At 71.4% G+C, this 19,892-nt stretch carries 19 protein-coding genes; 13 read left to right on the top strand and 6 right to left on the bottom strand.

Annotated features, from left to right (window positions below):
• Window positions 1-13: 13 nt before the first annotated feature.
• A complete protein-coding gene (locus EXE58_RS00205; protein WP_135266025.1) occupies window positions 14-622 on the top strand; it encodes an SIMPL domain-containing protein in 609 nt (202 codons plus the stop codon).
• Here the strand turns inward: EXE58_RS00205 and EXE58_RS00200 are convergent.
• Genes EXE58_RS00200 through EXE58_RS00190 form a run of 3 tightly spaced genes read right to left on the bottom strand, consistent with a single transcriptional unit; the run spans window position 619 to window position 3,050 of the window.
• Complete coding sequence (locus EXE58_RS00200; protein WP_135266024.1) at window positions 619-1,929, bottom strand: phytoene desaturase family protein; 1,311 nt, start codon at window positions 1,927-1,929, stop codon at window positions 619-621. The genes EXE58_RS00205 and EXE58_RS00200 overlap by 4 nt on opposite strands.
• Before the next feature lie 27 nt (window positions 1,930-1,956).
• Window positions 1,957-2,547 carry a DUF4126 domain-containing protein gene (locus EXE58_RS00195; RefSeq protein ID WP_135266023.1) on the bottom strand — a complete coding sequence of 197 codons (591 nt, stop codon included), beginning with the start codon at window positions 2,545-2,547 and terminating at the stop codon, window positions 1,957-1,959.
• A 29-nt stretch (window positions 2,548-2,576) separates the two neighbouring features.
• Window positions 2,577-3,050, bottom strand: coding sequence for a YbaK/EbsC family protein (locus EXE58_RS00190; protein WP_135266022.1), 474 nt, complete (start codon window positions 3,048-3,050; stop codon window positions 2,577-2,579).
• A 48-nt stretch (window positions 3,051-3,098) separates the two neighbouring features.
• Between EXE58_RS00190 and EXE58_RS19330 the strand changes: the two genes are divergently transcribed.
• The 7 genes from EXE58_RS19330 (at window position 3,099) to EXE58_RS00155 (ending at window position 10,762) form a co-directional block, all read left to right on the top strand.
• A complete protein-coding gene (locus EXE58_RS19330) occupies window positions 3,099-3,569 on the top strand; it encodes a hypothetical protein (RefSeq protein ID WP_167288576.1) in 471 nt (156 codons plus the stop codon).
• Between the two features lie 193 nt (window positions 3,570-3,762).
• Window positions 3,763-4,116, top strand: coding sequence for a DUF6504 family protein (locus EXE58_RS19325; protein WP_167288574.1), 354 nt, complete (start codon window positions 3,763-3,765; stop codon window positions 4,114-4,116).
• A gap of 12 nt (window positions 4,117-4,128) precedes the next feature.
• Entirely contained in the window at window positions 4,129-4,575 is a 447-nt protein-coding gene (locus tag EXE58_RS00175) for an SAV_6107 family HEPN domain-containing protein (protein ID WP_135266020.1), read from the top strand.
• Window positions 4,565-8,248, top strand: a complete 3,684-nt coding sequence (locus EXE58_RS00170) for a DNA polymerase III subunit alpha (protein ID WP_135266019.1) — start codon at window positions 4,565-4,567, stop codon at window positions 8,246-8,248. The genes EXE58_RS00175 and EXE58_RS00170 overlap by 11 nt, the downstream gene beginning before the upstream one ends.
• Window positions 8,249-8,276: 28 nt before the next feature.
• A complete protein-coding gene (locus EXE58_RS00165) occupies window positions 8,277-9,020 on the top strand; it encodes a methyltransferase domain-containing protein (protein ID WP_135266018.1) in 744 nt (247 codons plus the stop codon).
• A 21-nt stretch (window positions 9,021-9,041) separates the two neighbouring features.
• Window positions 9,042-10,211, top strand: coding sequence for a DNA polymerase IV (dinB, locus tag EXE58_RS00160; protein ID WP_135266017.1), 1,170 nt, complete (start codon window positions 9,042-9,044; stop codon window positions 10,209-10,211).
• Between the two features lie 92 nt (window positions 10,212-10,303).
• A complete protein-coding gene (locus EXE58_RS00155; RefSeq protein ID WP_135266016.1) occupies window positions 10,304-10,762 on the top strand; it encodes a DUF3040 domain-containing protein in 459 nt (152 codons plus the stop codon).
• 9 nt (window positions 10,763-10,771) lie between these two features.
• On the opposite strand, the gene EXE58_RS00150 is transcribed toward EXE58_RS00155, so the two are convergent.
• Genes EXE58_RS00150 through EXE58_RS00140 form a run of 3 tightly spaced genes read right to left on the bottom strand, consistent with a single transcriptional unit; the run spans window position 10,772 to window position 15,415 of the window.
• On the bottom strand, window positions 10,772-13,153 hold the full coding sequence (locus EXE58_RS00150; protein WP_135266015.1) for a transglutaminase TgpA family protein: 2,382 nt from the start codon (window positions 13,151-13,153) through the stop codon (window positions 10,772-10,774).
• Window positions 13,150-14,418, bottom strand: a complete 1,269-nt coding sequence (locus tag EXE58_RS00145) for a DUF58 domain-containing protein (RefSeq protein ID WP_135266014.1) — start codon at window positions 14,416-14,418, stop codon at window positions 13,150-13,152. Before EXE58_RS00145 ends, EXE58_RS00150 begins: the two co-directional genes overlap by 4 nt.
• Window positions 14,411-15,415 carry an AAA family ATPase gene (locus tag EXE58_RS00140; protein ID WP_135266013.1) on the bottom strand — a complete coding sequence of 335 codons (1,005 nt, stop codon included), beginning with the start codon at window positions 15,413-15,415 and terminating at the stop codon, window positions 14,411-14,413. The genes EXE58_RS00145 and EXE58_RS00140 overlap by 8 nt, the downstream gene beginning before the upstream one ends.
• 288 nt (window positions 15,416-15,703) lie before the next feature.
• Here EXE58_RS00140 and mraZ point away from each other — a divergent pair, with 288 nt between their 5' ends.
• The 5 genes from mraZ (at window position 15,704) to EXE58_RS00120 (ending at window position 19,876) form a co-directional block, all read left to right on the top strand.
• Complete coding sequence (mraZ, locus tag EXE58_RS00135; RefSeq protein ID WP_135266012.1) at window positions 15,704-16,132, top strand: division/cell wall cluster transcriptional repressor MraZ; 429 nt, start codon at window positions 15,704-15,706, stop codon at window positions 16,130-16,132.
• Between the two features lie 256 nt (window positions 16,133-16,388).
• Entirely contained in the window at window positions 16,389-16,550 is a 162-nt protein-coding gene (locus tag EXE58_RS19320) for a hypothetical protein (RefSeq protein WP_167288572.1), read from the top strand.
• A 4-nt stretch (window positions 16,551-16,554) separates the two neighbouring features.
• The gene (gene rsmH, locus EXE58_RS00130; protein WP_135266011.1) at window positions 16,555-17,520 is read left to right on the top strand and encodes a 16S rRNA (cytosine(1402)-N(4))-methyltransferase RsmH; all 966 of its coding nucleotides are present in this window, start codon (window positions 16,555-16,557) and stop codon (window positions 17,518-17,520) included.
• Entirely contained in the window at window positions 17,517-18,026 is a 510-nt protein-coding gene (ftsL, locus tag EXE58_RS00125; RefSeq protein ID WP_135266010.1) for a cell division protein FtsL, read from the top strand. The genes rsmH and ftsL overlap by 4 nt, the downstream gene beginning before the upstream one ends.
• Window positions 18,027-18,067: 41 nt before the next feature.
• Window positions 18,068-19,876, top strand: a complete 1,809-nt coding sequence (locus EXE58_RS00120; protein ID WP_244242347.1) for a peptidoglycan D,D-transpeptidase FtsI family protein — start codon at window positions 18,068-18,070, stop codon at window positions 19,874-19,876.
• Window positions 19,877-19,892 lie beyond the last annotated feature (16 nt).

Genomic DNA, 19,892 nt, shown 5'->3' with positions numbered 1-19,892 from the left:
CTAGCCTGCCGCCATGCGCACCGTCACCGTCACCGGATCCGGCATCAGCCACGTCGCCCCGGACGTCGCCGTCCTCCGCGTCGTCGCCGTCCAGCGGGGGGAGGGAGTCGCCCAGGCCTACGAGGCGATGAGCGCCTCGGCTGCCTCGCTCGTCGAGATCGCCGTCCGCCACACCGATCCCTCCCGCATCTCCTCGACGGGGGTCTCGGTCTTCCCGACCCACGACCACGAGGGCGCCCGCAGCGGCTACGAGGCCCGCCACTCCTACGCGATCATGTGCGACGACCTGGCCGTCGCGGGCGACCTGCTCACCGACCTCGCGCAGAAGATCGGCGACGCGCTGGGGGTCGACAGCGTCGGGCTGGAGGTGACCGACGGTGCCTCCGCTGCCGCGGAGGCGCGCGAGGCAGCCTTCAGCGACGCCCGCGAGCGGGCGATGAGCCTGGCCCGCATGGCCGGGCTCGGACTGGGACAGGTGGAGTCGATCGTCGAGACGACCGCACAGGGCGACTCGATCCCGCGCGTGGCCTCCAAGCTGGCCATGTCTCGCGACGCCGTCGGACTCGAGCCCGGCGAGACGGCGGTGTCCTGCTCGGTCACCGTCGTCTGGACCCTCAACTAGCCGCGCTCAGCCCGGCCGACCACCTCGGCGACGAGGGCGGCGCTGAGACCGACGAAGGGCAGTCCCGGTCCGGTCGTGGCCGACGCGCCGGCGGTGAGGACCCCGTCGACAGGTGTGCGGGGACCCAGTCGCTCACGCGCGGTTCGCGGCCCGCGCCACTGGACGCCGTGGGGCGACCCGCCCCACTGCTCGACGAGGTCTCGCGGCGACCTGTCGACCCGTGCGACGACCTGCTTGCGTACGTCGATCCCGCCACGGGCCAGCGCGACGACGATGTCCTCGGCCAGTCGGCCGCGTCCGTGGAGTGTCCAGGCGGCAGCGCCCGCGGGAGCCTTGCCGCCGGTCCGCACGACCAGGAGCGGGTCGCCGTGGATCACCACCTCGTGCGGGAGGTCGGGCAGGTCGCCCTCGAGTCCCAGGTGGCACACGACCGGAGGGATCGCCGGCATCGTCCGCTCGACGTACGGCGCCAGCGAGGGCAGTCGACGCGGGTCGATCGCCACGACCACGAGGTCGGCGGGGATCTCGCCGGTCGTGGTGTGGACGGCGACGACCCGTCCGCTGCGCACGACCAGGTCGACCGCGGTGGTGCTGGTGAGCACGCGGACCCCACGCAGCACGAGCCGCTCGGCCATGGCGCCGCCGAGGGCGGCGATGCCACCGGGGACGGTCCAGGTGCCGAAGCGCTGCTCGAGGTAGGAGGTGATGCCCAGCCAGGCCGGGACGTTGCGCAGGTCGTGCCCGTCGGCGACGGCCGCGTGCCCACCGACCAGCCTGAGCCGCTCGTCCTTGAAGCTGCGTCGCAGCCTCTTGTGGAGCGACTCGCGCGAGGCCAGCAGCGAGGTCAGCTCCTTGGGCGCCAGGTCGGGGTTCCACGGCCGCTCGAACCACTCGCGTCGCAGCAGCTCCCACACGTCGCCGTACGACGCCACGTGGTCGACCCACTGCCGCCCCAGTCCGGCACCGAGGCTCTCGACCGCGGCCAGCTGGGCTGCCCGCGAGCCGCCCGGGAGGGCCAGCGAGGAGCCGTCGGCGAAGCGGTGCTCCCGCACGAGGTCCAGCGGCTGCAGGTCGAGCTCGCGCTCGAGCGGGCGGCCGGACTTGCGGAAGAGGTCGCGGACCACGGCCGGCAGCAGTGTGGTGGACGGGCCGGCATCCCACGTGAAGCCCTGGCTGGACTCCGAGCCCAGTGCGCCGCCGAGCACGTGGGAGCGCTCGACGAGGGTGACGTCGTGGCCGAGCTTGGCCAGCCTCGCGGCGCTCGACATGCCACCGAAGCCGCCACCGACCACCACCACGTCCGACACGCGGTGAACCCTAGTGACCCCGTCCCGCTAGGCCGCCTGGTGGATGGGGTCCTTCTTCTTCCAGCGCCGCCAGCCGCGGCGGACCAGGCGGGCGACCAGCAGGAGCATGACGAGCCCCAGGGCGAGCAGGACGCCGGCCAGGGCAGCGGCCGCCTCCGGGTGCTCCAGGGCGAACCAGACGACACCGAGGACCGCGAAGTCCTCGGTGAGGCTGGCAGCGACGTTGGTGACGGGCTCGGGGGAGGAGTTGATGGCGAGTCGGCCGCCGGCCTTGACCAGGTGGGAGAGCAGCGCGGTGCCTCCGCCCACGGCCCCCAGCACCGCCTGGTCGAGCGAGGAGGCGTCACCGGCGAGCAGCACGCCGATCACCGTGCCTGCCGTGGGACGGATCGCGGTGGAGATCGCGTCCCAGGTGGAGTCGATGTAGGGGATCTTGTCGGCGATGAACTCCATGGCGTAGAGGAACCCGGCAGCGGCCAGGACGTCCCACCGTGCGAGGACGTCGGGGATGTCGCTGAACGTGCCGAACCGGTCGGCCAGCCCCATCACGAGCACCACCAGGTAGGCGTTGATGCCGCTGGCCCAGCCGGTGGAGAAGGTCAGTGCCAGGGAGTCCACTCGGTCACCTCCATGCTCGGACCTCCATGTCAGGCCACCTCGGCCACGGTGCCACCGGTCATCGCGAGGAGCTCGTCGAACGTCGTGGAGAACACCGCGGCGGGGTGGCCCGCAGCTGCCCAGATCGTCTCGTGCCGGCGCAGCCAGGGGTCGATCCAGGTCGGGACAGGGGCCGGGTGGTCGAACGGCGAGACGCCGCCGATGACCTGTCCGGTGTGGCGTCGTACGAAGTCGGGGCTGGCGCGGTCGAGGCGCTCGACGCCCACCCGGGCGGCCGCTGTGGCGGTGTCGACCCGGTGGGCGCCGGAGGTGAGGATCAGGACCGGGTGGCCGCCGGCGTCGAACAGGAGGCTGTTGGCGATGGCGCCCACCTCGCAGCCGAGCGCGGCGGCGGCGAGTGCGGCAGTGTGGGCGCTGTCCGGCAGGATGACTACCTCACCGGTGCCGCCGCGCCGGACGAGCTCATCTCTGAACGAGGTGATCGCTGGGTGCTCACTCGACATGGGGGGAGCCTAGCCAGCACGGACCGCAAGTGCCTTCGGAGGGAAATCATGTCGCGCGAGATGCCGGGATCAGTGGTCAACAGCCTGCGGGTGCTCGCCCTGCTCGTGGCGACCTCGGGCGTGATCACTCTGCTCACCTGGTTGATGAGCGACGACATCCTGATGACGTGGGCCGAGGGCAACCCCACCGCGCAGGAGATCCTGGCCCAAGGGGGGATCGAGGCGCTGCGTGCCGACCAGATCTCGCCGGGGTTCGTCGCCCTCGCCGTGGTGGCCTTCGTCGGCTTCGCCCTGCTCTCGCTGGTCCTGGGCGCGTTCCTGGCCGGCGGGTTCCCCTGGGCGCGCTGGGTCCTGACGGCCACGGCGTTCATGGGAGCGCTGGTGGTCACGGTCTGCCTGCAGAACCAGATGCCGACGATCTTCGTGGTCCTCTCGGTCCTCCTGATCCTGCTGGGTGCGCTCCTCGTGGTCCTCCTGTGGCGCAAGGACACCACCGCCTACCTGCGCGACGACGTCTAGCCTCCGGCTGCGTTCCTCCGGTCCGTCGGGGCCGTTCTCTTGAGACTGTCGGACAGGGGTAGTACCGTTCAGGGTGTTCGAACAAACGTTCGACAGACCCGGGTGGCGGTGACCTCGACCCCCACCGACACCCGGGTCGCCCCGGGGTCGACTGACAGCAGGCAGAACCTGCCAGAGGTGCAGTGGAGGCGTGATGAGGCAGTACGACGACCCCGTCGAGGTGCGACGCGGCGAGACCGAGGGGCCCGACCAGTTCCTGTGGCGCGGCCGGCTGTGGAAGGTGCGCGCGGTGCTGGCGCACTGGGTCGAGACCGGCCCCTGGTGGCAGTCCGCCGGAGTGCGGGCGGTGGTGGGCTCCGACGAGGCGACGTCGCCTGCCGAGACCCGTCCAGACCAGACCCCTCCCACCCAGGCCCACACCGACATGCTGGTCGAGCGCGAGCTGTGGCGGGTCGCGGCAGGCCGTGGCGTCGACAACGACGGAGTCTTCGACCTCTCCTTCAGCTGGACCGACGGGCGCTGGCAGCTCGTCGGCTGCGTCGACTGAGGGGGAGTGACGATGTCTCCCCACCTCCTGCCCGCGACCACCCACTCCTACCTCGAGCGCTCGGCCGCCTCCCTCCACGAGGCGGTCACCGCGCGCGACGTCCCGACCCGCTACGCCTGCGCCCACGTCGCGGCGTTGCAGGCTGCGGCCGCCCTGCTGGCGGCACGGGCTCGCCCGGCGCCACGGGCCCGCCGCCAGAAGAACGCCTGGGTCCTGCTGGCCGAGGTGGCCCCCGAGCTCACCGAGTGGGCACGCTTCTTCGCCGCCGGCGCTGCCAAGCGGGCAGCCGCCGAGGCGGGCTCGACCCGAGCCGTGACCGAGCGCGAGGCCGACGACCTGGTGCGCGACTCCGACCGGTTCCTGGCCGTGGTGGAGCAGTCGTTGGGGCTGGTGCCCCACGTCCGTGCAGGCGGTCGGGCAGCGGTGCCCCACGCGAGCGAGCACAGCGGTGTCGCCTGATCCGTTCGTCCATCTCCACGTGGCGTCGGGCTACTCCCGACAGTTCGGCGCCTCTCATCCCCACGTCCTGGTGGAGCGGGCCGTCGAGCACGAGATGGACACCCTCGCCCTCACCGATCGCGACGGCACCTACGGGGCGGTCAAGTTCGTCAACGCCTGCCGCTCGGCAGGTGTCCGCCCGGTGCTCGGGGTCGACCTGGCGGTCGGGGCAGGGCGGGCGACCTTCCTTGCGGTCGGTCGGGCCGGCTGGGCTGCGGTGTGCCGGATGGTCTCCGCTGCCCACCTCGCCGGTGAGCGGGGCCGTCCCGTGGCCGGCCTCGACCTGCTCGCGCCCCACCTGTCCGGCGGGCACGTGGTCGTCCTGCTGGGGCCGGCCTCCGACCTGGGCATGGCGGCGACCCGACGGCGTGACGACCTCGGCGCGGCCGTGATCGAGTCGTGGTGCGAGGTCGTCCCTCGGGAGAACCTCGTCGTCGAGCTGGTCTCCCACCGGCTCAGGGCCGGCCGGGGCGGTGCGGCGACCTGGGGTCCCGGCACGTCCCACCATGCTGCCCGGATGGCCGCGATGGCCCACCGGGCCGGCTTGACGAGCGTGCTCACCAACGCGGTGCGATACGCCGACCGCCTGGACGCGCCCGTCGTCGACGTGCTCGACGCCGCCCGTCGGCTCGTGCCGTTGGGGTCGGCCAGCCTGCGTGACATCGGCCCGGACGGCTCCCGCGGCAACGCCGAGGGGTTCCTGAAGTCCGGCAAGGAGATGCACGAGGTCGCCGAGGAGGTCTGCCGGCTGGCCGGCATGGGTGACAGCGAGACCGAGGCGCGCCGTTTGCTGGCCCGCACCCGGGCCGTCGCCGACCGTTGCGCCCTCGACCCGCGGGCCGACCTGGGCATCGGCGAGATCCACTTCCCCGAGTTCGACGCCGGAGCCCGAGGAGCCGATGTCGAGCTCCGCCGTCGGTGCGAGGCCGCGATCGGAGGCCGCTACGGCAACGCGCCGCGCCAGCGGATCTGGAAACGGCTCGACGACGAGCTGGAGATCATCAAGACACTGGGCTACGCCTCCTACTTCCTCACCGTCGCCGACGTCACCGACATGATCGGTGCGATGGGCATCCGCCGGGCGGCTCGCGGCTCGGGTGCCGGGAGCCTGGTCAACTACCTGCTCGGGGTCTCCGGTGTCGACCCGATCCGCCACAACCTGATCATGGAGCGGTTCCTCTCGCCGCTGCGTGCCTCGTTGCCCGACATCGACATCGACGTCGAGTCGGCGCGCCGTGAAGAGGTCTACCGCGCGATCCTCGAGAAGTTCGGGGGAGAGCGCTGCGTCTGCGTCTCGATGATGGACACCTACCGGGTCCGCCACGCCGTGCGCGATGTCGGGGCTGCCCTCGGCATGCCGCCGGGTGAGATCGACGCCATCGCCAAGGCCTTCCCCCACATCCGCGCCCGCGATGCCCGGCTGGCGCTGCGCGACCTGCCGGAGCTGCGGGCCAGCGGTCTGACCGGGTCCTGGGGAGGGCCGGGCGGCCTCGACCTCTTCTTCGGCCTGGTCGAGCGGCTCGACGGGCTGCCCCGACACATCGCCATGCACCCGTGCGGAGTGCTCCTCTCCGATGCCACCCTGCTCGACCGGACCCCGGTGGAGGCCTCCTACTCGGGCTTCCCGATGAGCCAGTTCGACAAGGACGACGTCGAGGAGCTCGGCCTGCTCAAGCTCGACGTGCTCGGCATCCGGATGCAGTCGGCGATGGCCCACGCGGTCGCCGAGGTGGCACGGGTCGACGGCGTCGAGATCGACCTCGACGACGAGGTGCAGGTCCCCTTCGACGACGTGCCGACCTACTCGATGATCAGCGAGGCCAAGACCCTGGGCGTCTTCCAGATCGAGTCACCGGGTCAGCGCGAGCTCGTCGGCAAGTCCGGCATCGAGAGCTTCGAGGACATCATCACCGACATCTCGCTGTTCCGTCCCGGCCCGGTCAAGAGCGACATGATCACCCCCTACCTCGAGGCCAAGCAGGGATGGAAGATCGCCCGCTACTTCCACGACGACCTGCGCCCGATCCTGGAGTCGACCCGAGGTGTGGTGGTCTTCCACGAGCAGGTGATCGAGATCATCGCCAGGTTCGCGCGGGTCTCCTACGCCGAGGCCGACGAGAAGCGTCGCGCCCTCGGAGACACCGAGGGGATGGCCGAGACCAAGGTGTGGTTCCACGCGCGGGCGCTCTCGCACGGCTACGACCTCCCACTTGTCGAGAGGCTGTGGAAGGTGCTGGAGTCCTTCGCCTCCTTCGGCTTCTGCAAGGCGCACGCGGCGGCCTTCGCGCTGCCCACCTACCAGTCGGCCTGGCTCAAGGCCCACTGGCCGGCCCACTTCCTGGCGGGGGTGCTCACCCACGACCCCGGCATGTATCCCAAACGACTGATCCTCGACGACGCCCGCCAGTTCGGGGTGGGTGTGCTCGGTCTCGACGTCAACGCCAGTGAGGCGTCCTACTGCGTCGAGCGCAGTGAGCAGCACCCTGCCGGCCACGCGATCCGGATCTCGCTCGCCGACGTCAAGGGCATCAGCGAGGCCGAGGTCGCCCGCATCGTCACCGCGCGGGAGACGCCCTACGTCTCGTTGTCGGACTTCTTCCACCGGGCCCGGGTCTCGCGCCCGGTCCTCGAGCGGCTGGTGCTGGCCGGCGGCTTCGACTCGGTCTACGACATCGACGCCGGCGATGCCACGGTCCAGCGTCGTGGTCGGCTCACTCGCCGTGACCTGCTGCTGCAGGCCGCCGAGCTCGACCGGCATGCCCGGGTGCTCGACCGCACCTCCCGTGGTCGGGGCCTTGCGGCGCGCCGGACGCTGCGACCCGCCGCCGTGCGGGCCGCGGGCGCAGCAGAGCTCAACAGCTCCGACCCCGCGGTCCGGGCGGCCGCCCAGTCCCGTGCGGCCCAGCCGGTCCGACCGGCCGACTCGGTCCAGCTGACCCTGAGCCTGGGTGACGAGCCGGGTGGGCAGGGGGAGCGCGCCACCGGCCTGCCCGAGATGAGCCGCCACGAACGGATGCGGGCCGAGCTGGAGATCCTCGGTCTCGACGTCAGCCAGCACGCGGTGACTCCCTACGCCGAGTTCCTCGACGCACTGGGCGCGACCTCCAGCCGCGACCTGCTCCGTCGTCGCAGTCGCTCCGAGCTGCTGGTGGCAGGGGTCAAGGTCGCCACCCAGACTCCGCCGGTCCGCTCGGGTCGGCGGGTGGTCTTCCTGACGCTGGACGACGGCACCGGGCCGGTGGACGCGACCTTCTTCGAGGACGCCCAGGCTCCCTGCGCCGCCACGGTCTTCGGCTCGTGGCTGCTGCTCGTGCGGGGCGAGCTCCGGCGCACCGGTCGCCGTGGCGTCTCGCTGCGTGCCACCGGCGCCTGGGAGCTGCCACGACTGCACGCGCTGTGGTTGCAGGGCCGCGACAGCGACGAGGGGATCGACCTGGTGCGCGCCGAGCTGGCCCGCCTCGACCGGCCGGTCAGGACGGATGACCCGGCCGACACAAGCCCCCAGCAACGACGCGTGCTCGTGCACAGCAGCGGGTTCCAGATGTCCCCCTATGCCGACATCAGACCGGCTGGCGACTCGGTGAAGGACGTCGCCCGCAAGCTGTGGCACCGCAGCCCCGGGAGCCCGGGGTGAGAGGCCGCGACGCACTAGGGTTGGGTCCATGCCAGGCACCAGCACCTCCCACGAGCGCCGCCAGGCCGTGCGCACCGGCGTCGTCTGGTCCGCGGTCCGGGATGTCCTCGACGCTCCCGACGGCTCGTCAGGAGAGCCGGCGCGCATCATCGACATCGGCGGGGGCACGGGTGGCTTCGCCGTCGCGCTGGCCGAGCTGGGCCATCGCGTCCAGGTCATCGACCCCAGCCCCGACGCCCTGGCTGCCCTCGACCGACGCGCCCGTGAGCGCGACGTCGCCGACCTGGTCTCAGGTCAGCAAGGAGACCTCGCCGACCTCGCCGACCTCGTCGACGAGGCCGACCTGGTGCTCTGCCACGGCGTCCTCGAGGTCGTCGACGACCCTGCTGAGGCCCTCGCCACGATCGCCGAGGTGCTGCGTCCGGGGGGTCACCTCAGCCTGCTCGTCGCCCAGCGCCACGCCGCGGTGGTGGCCCGCGCGATGGCCGGCCACTTCCAGGCTGCTCGCGAGCTGCTCGACGCCGATGTGTCGACGAGCAGCCGTGGTGGGCGCCGCTTCACCCACGAGGAGGTGCTCGGCCTGCTCTCCGGAGCTGGGTTCGGTCCGAGCACCGTCCATGCCGTGCGTGTCTTCGCCGACCTCGTCCCGGGCAACCTCATCGACCTCGAGCCGGGTGCCGCGACTGCGCTGGCAGACCTCGAGCAGGCGGTGGCAACGCGCCCTGAGTTCCTCCCGCTCGCCACGCAGCTGCACCTGCTCGCCCAGCACTGACTCCTCGAGTCGGGGGTGTCGATGACCGACACCCCGATCCTCCACGTCGACATGGACGCGTTCTACGCCTCCGTCGCCACCCGTGGACGGCCGGACCTGGTGGGTCAGCCCGTCATCGTGGGTGGTGGCAGCCGGGGCGTGGTGCTCTCGGCCAACTACCTGGCCCGTGACCACGGCGTCCGCTCCGCGCTGCCGATGACCAGGGCCAGACGCCTCTGCCCCGACGCGGTGGTGATCGCTCCCGACTTCGAGCTGTTCGGCACCGTGTCGGCCTCGGTGATGGAGGTCTTCCGAGAGGTCACCCCAGTGGTCGAGGCGATCTCGCTGGACGAGGCGTTCCTCGACGTCAGCGGGTCGACCCGGCGGCTGGGGCCTCCCGAGCTCATCGCCGAGCGCCTGCGCTCGACGATCCACGACGAGCAGCAGATCACCTGCTCGGTGGGCGTGGCCGCCACCGTCGCGGTCGCCAAGCTGGCCAGCAAGCGGGCCAAGCCTGACGGCGTGGTCGTCGTGCCCCCGACCGAGGTGACCTCCTTCCTCCACCCGCTCGACGTGGGTGAGCTGTGGGGAGTGGGGGAGAAGACGCAGGCGATGCTCCACCGGCTCGGACTGGTCACCGTCGGCGACGTCGCACACACACCGCTGCGCACCCTGCAGCGAGCCGTCGGCGACCACCTGGGGCGACAGCTCCACCACCTCGCCTGGGGGACCGACCGCACGGACCTCTCGCCCCAGGCGGGCCCGCACGACCCCGAGAGGTCGATGGGTGCTGACGAGACCTTCGCGCGCGACACCGACGACAGGGACGTCGTGGTGCGTGAGCTCCTCAGGCTCTCCGACCGGGTGGGGCGGCGGATGCGCGTGGCCGGCGTGGCCGGGCGCACGGTGACCCTCAAGCTCCGCTTCGCAGACTTCACCACGCTGACCAGGTCACGGACCCTTCCCGAGCCGACCGACGTCACGGTGGAGATCCACCGTGCCGTCACCCGGCTCCACGACTCGCTCGGCCTCACGCGGTCCCGGGTGCGCTTGGTCGGCGTCCGGGTCGAGGGGCTGGTGCCGCGGGCCAGCGTCCAGCGACAGCTGGTGCTGGGAGAGCCCGAGTGCGGCTGGGCGGAGGCCGACCGCGCGGTCGACCGGGCCGCACGGCGCTTCGGGGCTGCCGCGGTGCGGCCCGCCAGCCTCGTCTGAAGATCGGCGTGACCAATTTCGCCCGACCGCTACCCGTCTTGTTGCAGGCGTGCCTAGACTTGAGACCAGTCAGCCGTTGTGGAGGAGGAGTCGTGCCGCTCTCGGAGGAAGAACTTCGTCTCCTCGAGCAGATGGAGCGCGCGCTCGTCGAGGAGGACCCCAAGCTCGCCTCCGCGCTCCGGGGCACCTCGTTCCAGCGGGCCGCCCGTCGTCGAGCGATCCTCGGCGGGGTGATCCTCGTCGCCGGGATCGGCATGCTCGTGGGAGCAGTGCTCCTCAGCCAGCCCGTTCCCGGTGTCATCATGGGTGTGGTCGGCTTCGTGGTGATGCTCGGTGGCGCGGTGCTCGCCGTGACCGCAATGCGCACACCCACTGCCCGGATGGCCTCGCCGCAGGGTGCCTCGAAGGTTCGCGAGTCCGGCCACACCGGCTTCGGCGTGGTCGACGGCGGCCGCAAGCACCGTCCCTCTCGCCCGCGGCAGCGCTCGCACGGCTCCTTCATGGAGCGCGTCGAGGAGCGCTGGCGTCGTCGCCGCGAGCGTGGGTTCTAGGACACTGCCCTAGCCCACGAGCTCCTCGGTCCGGTCCGTCGCGACCGGGTCGACCTGGGTGCTCCCGGTCACCCCAGGACCTTGTCGGGGTCGTCGGCCCCAAGGCGATCCCACCACCGAACGTGGCCACCACTCCGCCCGCCGCTGGACCCTGCCCGAGACGCCCGAGACGAGCGCCTCCATGACGAGGTCGGCGTCGTCCGCGAGCCGGCCCCGGGCCGCCTCCGAGCCCTCGGGGGCGTAGGGCGCGTAGCGGCTGCGCTCGAGACGCTCGACCAGCCTGTCGAGGGCGGCGGCAGCCAGGGGTGCCTCGAGACGTCCTCGGCGCGGTCGGTCCGGTCGCTCGCGGGCGGGAGAGGGCGTGCCCAGCAAGGATCCCAGGAAGGCGCCGGTACGACGTGGAGATCGGCCGTGCGGCCAGGTGTGCCCGAGGTCGACGGCTGTTGCCTGCAGCTCCTCCCACACCCCCTCGATCCCGCGTGCGAGCCGTGCCCGCCGCAGGGAGCCTCGCCGCAGGCGCGGGAGCTGCAGGAGGGCGGCCACGAGCAGGAGGCCGAGCGAGACGAGCAGGACGGTGAGACCTCTCGCGCCGAGCAGCGGCTCGTCGGCGGTGTCCGAGGAGTCCTCCGGTTGCGGTCGCGGCTCGGCTGGAACGGCGGTCGAGCTGCTGGAGGTCGGTGAGGGCGACTCGGGGGCGGCCTCGACGTCGGTGTTGGTGTAGGCCGGGACGTCACCCGCGCGCGCGGCCGGAGTGGGTTCGAATCGCACCCACCCGGAGCCCGGGAAGTAGAGCTCGGGCCACGCGTGCAGGTCCCACGCGGAGAACTCCCACTGGCCACCGTCGATGCCCTCTGGCTCGAGGAAGCCGACAGCGACGCGGCTTGGGACGCCCAGGACCCGGGCCATGATGGCCATCGACGCTGCGAACTGCTCGCAGTAGCCGACCCGGCCGCCCTCGGAGAGGAACGACACCAGGTCAGCACCGTCCTCGTCGACCGAGTCGACCGCGTCGATGTCGTACCTGAAGCCACCGTCCTGTCGGAACCACTGCTGCAGGCGCTGCATCTTCTGGTAGCGGGTGGGGGCTCCCTGCGTCACCTGCGTGGCCAGCTCGCGGATCTCGATGGGGAGGCTCGACGGCAAGTCGGTGAACGTCGAGCGCACGTTGGTGATGCCCGACACGGCCTCGTCCATGCTCCGAGGGTCGTAGTCCAGCTCGACACCGGAGAAGTCGTAGGCCCGAGCAGCTGCGGTGACGTCCTCGCCGGCTGCGATGAAGTCGCGTGTTGCCAGGTCGTAGCGCCAGTCGACCCCGGCGTTGATCCGGGTGATCTGCGGCATGGTGGGGAGCCAGGTCGAGTCGAAGTCGGAGCTGACGCGGACCCCGTAGCGATGGGTGCTCCTCGGCAGGGACGTCGACACGCCGTCCAACCCGGGCAGGCTGCCCACGGCCACCTGGTCCTCGGGGATCTCGCGGTCGCCCGGCGTCCAACGCTCGTCGACGAAGTTGGCGAGGACGGCCATGCGGAGGTAGGTCGGCCGGGGCCCCGAGGTCGAGACCCACAGCAGCGGGACGTCCTGCCCGCGGCGGAGGTCCCGGCGCAGGTCGACCATCGGGTCCTTCACCGTGATGGACCGAGCGCCCGGGCCGGGTCCGTCGAAGACGGCCGTGTCGAGGGTGGGGATCGCCAGAGGAGCCGCCAGGGCGAGTGCGATCGCGACGCTGCCGAGAGCGAGGGCGCTGCGTGCGACGGCGCCGGTGCGCATCGAGAAGTTGCCGTCGGAGTCGTGGGCGCCGTGCCCCCACCGGGCCAGCTCGTCGCTGTGCTGGGCGAAGAGTGCGGCGAGGAAGAGCCCGCCGCCGGCGATGAAGGTCCACCACGGGACCGAGGTCGTGGTCAGTGCCGACGGCACGGTGTGGATGACGAGGAGCGCCAGACCCGCCAGGGGGACCTTGCGCAGAGTGCCGGCGCACACCTCGATCGCGAGCAGCAGCAGTGCCCCACCGATCAGCAGCAGCGGGTGCACGGACGGGACACTCGCTGGGATCGGGGCGACGTACTGGCGCGAGGAGTCGAGGGCAGCCCGCACCGCGTCCGTGAAGTCACCGAGGTTGGCGGCCGTCGGCACCAGGGAGCCCGTCGTGGCGCCGACCACCACCACGGCGCACAGCAGCAGCTGGCACAGCAGGACGAGGACGGCGGGGACCCTGCACCACCGCGCCAGCGAGCCTCCCACGGTGAGGAGGGCGCCGAGCAGCAGCAGGGGCCACGCCACCGCTGCGAAGTCGACAGTGAGGGCCCGCCACGAAAGCAGAGTGATCCAGCCGGCCAGCATGGCCAGGGCGCCGACCTCGAGGCGGCGGACGAGTGCGGACCGATCGCGGCTCATGCGGGGCTCCCCGCGTGGCGGCGGGACTGCTCCTGGAGGGTCCCCAGGTCACGCCAGGCCAAGTCGAGCCGGTCGCGAGGCCCGATCTCGACCGAGCGCCACCCGGTCCTGGTGAGCAACGACTCCGATCCGGGACCGGGCGTGGCCGGGACGTGGGGCGCCCAGGCATCGACGTCGAGCGCGATCGCCAGCCCGGAGGCCGCATGGTGCTGCAGTCGCCGCAGGAACGTCTGGTCGCTGTCGACGAGAGCACCGAAGATGCCGACCGTGAGGCCTCCGTGCCCGGGCTCGGCGAGCCACTGGGTGTCGGGAGTGGGGGAGCTGGCCGGCGTCACGACGGCCAGGGCCTCGAGCAGCGGGGCGGTGCTCGCACCGGCGCTCAGTGAGTGCCACTCGGTGTGGTGGCTCTCCCCGGACGCCGTGACGAGGCGCACGGTGTAGCCGCGCTGTGCCAGGTGGACACCGACAGAAGCTGTCGCCGACACCGCAGCCTCCAAGGAGCTCGCTGCCCCCTGGCCGCGGTGTGCGCTGCTGCGGTTGTCCAGGTAGATGGTGGCGCGGGACTGCCATGGCTGCTCCTCGCGGCGGACCATGAGCTCGCCCACCCGGGCCGAGCTGCGCCAGTGGACCCGCCTCAGGTCGTCACCGTGGCGGTACTCGCGCACCGTGACGTCCTCGGCGCTCCCGGAGGCGAAGGCCCGGGGCCTGTTGTCACCTGAGCCGGTCCAGGCGCCACCGAGGGGGATCGGGGGGAGGACGACGGTGCGGGGGGTGACCGTGAGGCGGGTGGTCGCCACGAAGGTGCGCCCGAGCTCGACGAGCCCGAACGGGTCGCTGACGCGCACGGCCATGGGACCGATCTCGAACTGGCCACGCACCTCCGAGCGCACCTGGTAGGTGGCGTGACGACGCCAGCCCCGCGCCAAGCCCTCCAGGACGAATCGGGGCCGGGTGCCCAGGACGTAGGGGAGGCGCTCCTCGAGGAGCAGCAGGCCCGTGGGGGTGCGGCCGTCGTTCGTCACGGTCAGCGACACGGTGGCCGGCTGGCCGGCGGTGACGAGCTGGGGGGAGACGGTCCGCACGAGGGCGAGCCGGTAGCGGGAGCGGCTGATGGAGAGGACCGTGAGCAGTGGCAGCACAGCCACCAGGACCCCGATCCGTACGACGGAGTCGTGACCGGCGACCACGGCGGCGACGACGGTGGTGATGCCAGCAGCGAGGAATGCCCGTCCGCGGACGGTCAGGGCAGCGAGTGCCTCACGCACGGGCACCGTCGGGGCGAGGGACGGGAACGGATTCGACGATGCCCTTCAGGATCGAGTGGGTCGTGCGGCCGCTCATCGTGGCCTCGACGTTGGGCATGAGTCGGTGGGTGAGCACCGACGCGGTGATGCCGTGGACGTCATCGGGAAGAACGAAGTCGCGCCCGGCCATCGCGGCGATCGCCTTGGCGGCGCGGACCAGGTGGAGCGTGGCCCGGGGCGAGGCGCCGAGATGGAGGTCGTGGCTGTGCCGCGTCGCGGTCGCGAGCGCGACGGCGTACCGCTGCACGGCGGAGGAGACGTGCACCCGGCCGACGATCTCGATGAGCTTGTGGACCTCGGCTGCATCGGTCACGGGCTCCAGGTCGTCGAGGGGGTTGTGTGCGGTGTGGCCCTCCAGCATCGAGATCTCCGCTGCCTCGACGGGGTAGCCGACCGAGACCCGCGCCATGAACCGGTCGCGCTGTGCCTCCGGAAGGGCATAGGTGCCCTCCATCTCGATGGGGTTCTGGGTCGCGATGACCATGAAGGGGCGGTCGAGGTGGTAGGTCGAGTTGTCGACCGTCACCTGACGTTCCTCCATGCACTCCAGCAGGGCCGACTGCGTCTTCGGCGACGCGCGGTTGATCTCGTCGCCCACGACGATGTTGGCGAAGACCCCGCCCGGCCGGAACTCGAACTCCCGGGTGTCCTGGTTGAAGACCGAGACGCCGGTGACGTCCGAGGGGAGCAGGTCGGGCGTGAACTGGATGCGCCGCACGGTGCAGTCGATGCTCCGGGCGAGAGCCTTGCTGAGCTGGGTCTTGCCGACTCCGGGGACGTCCTCGATCAGCAGGTGACCCTCGGCGAGCAGCACCACGAGCGCGGCGTTGACCACGTCTGGCTTGCCGGAGATGACGCGCTCGATGTTGCGCCGGACCGACGACGTGACGTTGACGAGGGTGTCGAGGTCCGCCGCTGACGGCGCCGCGTCGCCCTGTGTGGATACGCCGGTGCTCACGTCGCTCTTCCCCTCGTCGGTCCAACCCCCACCACCGTATGTGGTGCGCGCAACATACCTGCCCCCACTTTCCTCCACCAATGGCGAGAGGGCGACCGCCACGCAGGGGACGACCGCTGCGCTCGACGTGATCGCACGCTGCCCAGCAGGCGGCAGATCCGGCGCTCGGGGGGAGATTCCAGCGCTCAACACGCGGTTTCTGGTTGACGGTGGAGCAATGTGGGGTAATGTGGGGGAAAGTGGAGGACAGGGTCGAAACCGTCCACCGAGCAGGCAGGGAGGTGCCGGATGTTCTTCGGCACCTACACGCCAAAGCTCGATGAGAAGGGTCGGCTCTTCCTCCCCGCGAAGTTCAGGGACCAGCTGACGGAAGGGCTCGTGGTGACCAGAGGTCAGGAGCGCTGCCTCACGGTCTGGTCCCTGGGCGACTTCGCGAAGCTGACCGACCGGCTCGCAGACGCGCCGGTGACGAACAAGGGCACCCGCGACTACGTCCGCATGCTCTTCGCCGCCGCCAGCCAGGAGGTGCCGGACAAGCAGGGCCGCATCAACATCCCGGCCCCGCTGCGGGAGTACGCCTCGCTCCGCAAGGAGTGTGTGGTCATCGGCTCGATGAACCGCGTCGAGATCTGGGACCCGGCCGCCTGGGCGACCTACTCGGAGGAGCAGGAGCAGAAGTTCTCCGAGATCAGCGACGAGGTCTTCCCCGGCATCTAGGCGACACCGCACCACGACGCACCACCACAACACCACAGCTGACGAGCAGATCCGCATCACCAGGTCTCGTGCCCGCTCTCACGTGCCAACTGGGGCAACTTCCCCGGCACCAGAGGGCCTTCCCAACGGGGGAGCGGGCAGGGACCTGGTGCGGCGGCTCACCCCACTGGGCCATTCCCTGGGGGGCGTGTCAGTCGCACCGCCAACAAAGCGGAATCCAGCAGCAACACCGAGCAAGCAGTGGGGGGTCGAGACCATGAGCCACATCCAGTCCCTGGAGAGCGCCGCGGCCGATGCTCCGTTGCGAGTGCGCGACCAGGCTCGCGAGGTGCTCGTGCTCATCGCCTTCTCGGCGGCCACGGCCTCGGCGTCGACCCTGGCGTTGATGCTGCTCCTCCAGCTCGGCCAGCGGGGCTGAATCCATGACGACTCCCCGCCACGCCCCGGTGCTGCTCGACCGGGTCGTCGCCCTCCTGGCGCCTGCCCTCGCGCACGAGGGCTCGGTCCTGGTGGACTGCACCCTCGGCCTGGGCGGCCACACCGAGGCGGTGCTCCGGGCGTGCGCCACTGCACGTGTCATCGGCATCGACCGCGACACCACGGCACTGGCCATGTCGGCGGAGCGGCTCGCCCCTTTCGGCGACAGGTTCCAGGGTGTCCACGCGGTCTACGACGAGCTCCCCGACGTGCTCGACACCCTCGGTCTCCACGCCGTCGACGGCGTGCTGTTCGACCTGGGCGTCTCGTCGATGCAGCTGGACGTGCGTGACCGGGGGTTCGCCTACGCCGCGGACGCCCCCCTGGACATGCGGATGGACGGCACCACGGGGCCGACGGCCGCAGACGTCCTCAACACCTACTCGGCTGCCGAGCTGACGCGGGTCCTGAAGGAGTACGGCGAGGAGAAGTTCGCCCGCAAGATCGCCGGCGCCATCGTCCGTCGGCGCGAGACCGAGCCGTGGACGACGTCGGGGCCACTCGTCGAGCTGCTCTACGCCGAGATCCCGGCACCGGCCCGTCGTACTGGTGGGCACCCCGCGAAGCGCACCTTCCAGGCGTTGCGCATGGAGGTCAACGACGAGCTCGCGGTCCTGCGGCGAGCGATCCCAGCGGCGCTGGACGCGGTCGGGCCCGGTGGCCGCGTGGTCGTCGAGTCCTACCACTCGCTGGAGGACCGCCTGGTCAAGCGGGCGTTCAGCGACGTGACCCGCCTGGACGTGCCCCTCGACCTCCCGTTCGTGCCGGAGGGGAGCGAGCCCCGGTTCCGCGCCGTCACCCGCGGCGCGGAGCGTGCAGATGATCACGAGATCTCGGACAACCCCAGAGCAGCCTCCGTCCGGTTGCGCGCCGTCGAGCGCGTCCTTCCCCCCTCAGGAGCAGTCCGATGAGCAGTCCCGCAGTCCAGCCCAAGCGCCGGGTGCCACGCCTCGCCCAGGAGGCGGTCGACCGCGCCCGTCTCACCGTCGTCCCCCGAATCCGCTCGCGCGCCCCGAGGATGCCCTTCGTCAGCCTGGTGAGCCTGGTGCTGGTCGGCGGCGTCGTCGGCCTGCTGATGTTCAACACCTCGATGCAGCAGGCCTCGTTCGCCGTGGCGTCGCTCGAGGCCCAGGCCGACGCGCTGTCGGCTCGTGAGCAGACCCTGCGGATGGAGCTCGACGAGCTCCGCAACCCCCAGCGGGTGGCCGCCCGCGCCCAGCAGATGGGCATGGTGATCCCGGCCGCCCCGGTGTTCCTCGAGCTCGACGGCGGCGACGTCTCCGGCGTGCGCACTCCCACCACCCGCGAGCACGCCCTGCGACTGGCGCCGCGGCCCGCGGTGAAGCCCGCCGTCCTCGCACCCGCGCCCACCGTCGTCGAGGTGCCGGGGGAGAAGCCCAACAAGTCCCGTCGCTGACCGGCGCGCCCCGGCGGATACGCCGGGGGCAGGAGTGAAGATTGAGCACCAGCGAGCCAGACCCGAAGTCCAGGAGGGAGCAGTCCTTGCCCCGCAAGCGTGGTGCCAGCCGCGGCGCACCCATGATGCGGCTGCGGGTCGGCTTCGTGCTGATCGCGATGGTGCTCTCGTTGTTTGGGGCGCGTCTGGTCCAGCTGCAGGGCGTCGACCCCCGGTCCTACGCCGAGATGGCCTCCGCGGAGGGCGCGGTGAAGGTGCCGCTGGTCGCCGAGCGCGGCGACATCCTCGACCGCAACGGCGTCCCCCTGGCCGGTTCGATCAAGGGCAAGATGGTCGTGGCCAACCCGGTGCTGACCCGCGACCGCGCGCCGGAGATCGCCCAGCTGCTCTCCGAGCAGCTCGGCATCGACTACTTCAAGGCCCTCGACGCGTTGCGTGGTCGGTCCGAGGACAGTCAGTTCGAGTACGTCGCCAGGCGAGTCCCCAGCACCCTGGCCACCGACACCCTCGCCCAGCTCGACGAGGCCGGGCTCGAGGGGATCGAGCTGCGGGACGACCCGATCCGTGACTACCCCGCCGACGACGTCGCCGCCAACGTCATCGGCTACATGGGCACCGACGAGCCGCTCGGCGGTTTCGAGCGGACCTTCGACAAGCAGCTCGCAGGGGTCGACGGCAAGGCAACCTGGCAGTCGTCCTCCACCAAGGGCGTACGGATCCCGCTTCGGGAGAGCACTCTCGTCGCCCCCCAGGACGGCAAGCCGCTGCACACCACCCTCGACCGCGACCTGCAGTGGTTCACCCAGAAGGTCCTCGCACAGGCGGTCGACACCTACCGTGCGGAGAGCGGGGCGGCTGCCGTGCTCGACTCCCGGACCGGCGAGATCCTGGCCCTCGCCGACGTTCCGACCTTCGACGCCAACGACCCGTTGGGGTCCGACGAGGACGACCTCGGCGCCCGCTCGCTCAACGACGCCTACGAGCCCGGGTCGGTGCAGAAGGCGCTCACGGCAGCGTCGCTCATCGATGCCGGCAAGTCCTTCCCGCGGCAGAAGTTCAAGGTGCCGGGCATCCTGCGCCGTCAGGACCGCCCCATCGGTGACTGGTTCGACCACGGCACCATCAGGCTCACCCTCGCCGGCATCATCGCCAAGTCGTCCAACATCGGCACGGTCCTGGCTGCCGACGCCTTCACCCCGCCCCAGCTGGTGCGATACCTGCGCAGGTTCGGTCTCGGCTCACGCACCGACATCGGCGTGCGCGGGGAGTCCCCGGGCATCCTCACCCCCGGCGCCCAGATGACCTCCCAGACCAAGGACCGCGTGGCGTTCGGCCAGTCGCTGTCGGTGAACGTCGTGCAGATGGCGGCGGCGATCAACACCATCGCCAACGGCGGCGTGCACGTGTCGCCCAGCATCATCACCGGGTCCGCGACCACGGACGACGGGGTCGTCGTCGGCACCGACGTGGCGACCCGGGAGCGCATCGTCAGCAAGCGTGCGGCACGCGGCACCGCCAAGATGATGGAGAAGGTCGTCGACCCCGACGTGCAGATCGCGCCCCGCGCCCAGGTCCCCGGCTACCTCGTCGCAGGAAAGACCGGGACCGCCCAGCGCGTCGACCCCGAGTGCGGGTGCTACCAGGGGTTCAGCGTCTCGTTCGCTGGTTTCGCGCCGGCCGACGACGCGAGGTTCACCGTCTACGTGGTGATCCACGACCCCGAGGTCGACGGGGGTGGTGGCTCGATCACCGGACCGGTCTTCTCGCGCATCATGGGTTACGTCCTGGGCCGCTACGGCGTCGCACCGACCGGAGGGGCGCCCTCGCGCCTGCCCATCGAGTGGCGCTGATCCACCGGGTCGGTGG

The sequence above is a fragment of the Nocardioides seonyuensis genome (assembly GCF_004683965.1).
Lineage (GTDB): Bacteria > Actinomycetota > Actinomycetes > Propionibacteriales > Nocardioidaceae > Nocardioides > Nocardioides seonyuensis.
Note: the sequence above shows the minus strand (reverse complement) of the source record. Positions and strands in the feature narration are given on the sequence as shown.

Coding starts and splice junctions, on each gene's coding strand:
- EXE58_RS19330 (WP_167288576.1), top strand. CDS start 3,099: ATGTCGCGCGAGATGCCGGGATCAGTGGTCAACAGCCTGCGGGTGCTC.
- dinB (WP_135266017.1), top strand. CDS start 9,042: ATGACCGACACCCCGATCCTCCACGTCGACATGGACGCGTTCTACGCC.
- EXE58_RS19320 (WP_167288572.1), top strand. CDS start 16,389: ATGAGCCACATCCAGTCCCTGGAGAGCGCCGCGGCCGATGCTCCGTTG.
- EXE58_RS00190 (WP_135266022.1), bottom strand. CDS start 3,050: ATGTCGAGTGAGCACCCAGCGATCACCTCGTTCAGAGATGAGCTCGTC.
- EXE58_RS00175 (WP_135266020.1), top strand. CDS start 4,129: ATGTCTCCCCACCTCCTGCCCGCGACCACCCACTCCTACCTCGAGCGC.
- EXE58_RS00205 (WP_135266025.1), top strand. CDS start 14: ATGCGCACCGTCACCGTCACCGGATCCGGCATCAGCCACGTCGCCCCG.
- mraZ (WP_135266012.1), top strand. CDS start 15,704: ATGTTCTTCGGCACCTACACGCCAAAGCTCGATGAGAAGGGTCGGCTC.
- EXE58_RS00150 (WP_135266015.1), bottom strand. CDS start 13,153: ATGAGCCGCGATCGGTCCGCACTCGTCCGCCGCCTCGAGGTCGGCGCC.
- rsmH (WP_135266011.1), top strand. CDS start 16,555: ATGACGACTCCCCGCCACGCCCCGGTGCTGCTCGACCGGGTCGTCGCC.
- EXE58_RS19325 (WP_167288574.1), top strand. CDS start 3,763: ATGAGGCAGTACGACGACCCCGTCGAGGTGCGACGCGGCGAGACCGAG.
- ftsL (WP_135266010.1), top strand. CDS start 17,517: ATGAGCAGTCCCGCAGTCCAGCCCAAGCGCCGGGTGCCACGCCTCGCC.
- EXE58_RS00165 (WP_135266018.1), top strand. CDS start 8,277: ATGCCAGGCACCAGCACCTCCCACGAGCGCCGCCAGGCCGTGCGCACC.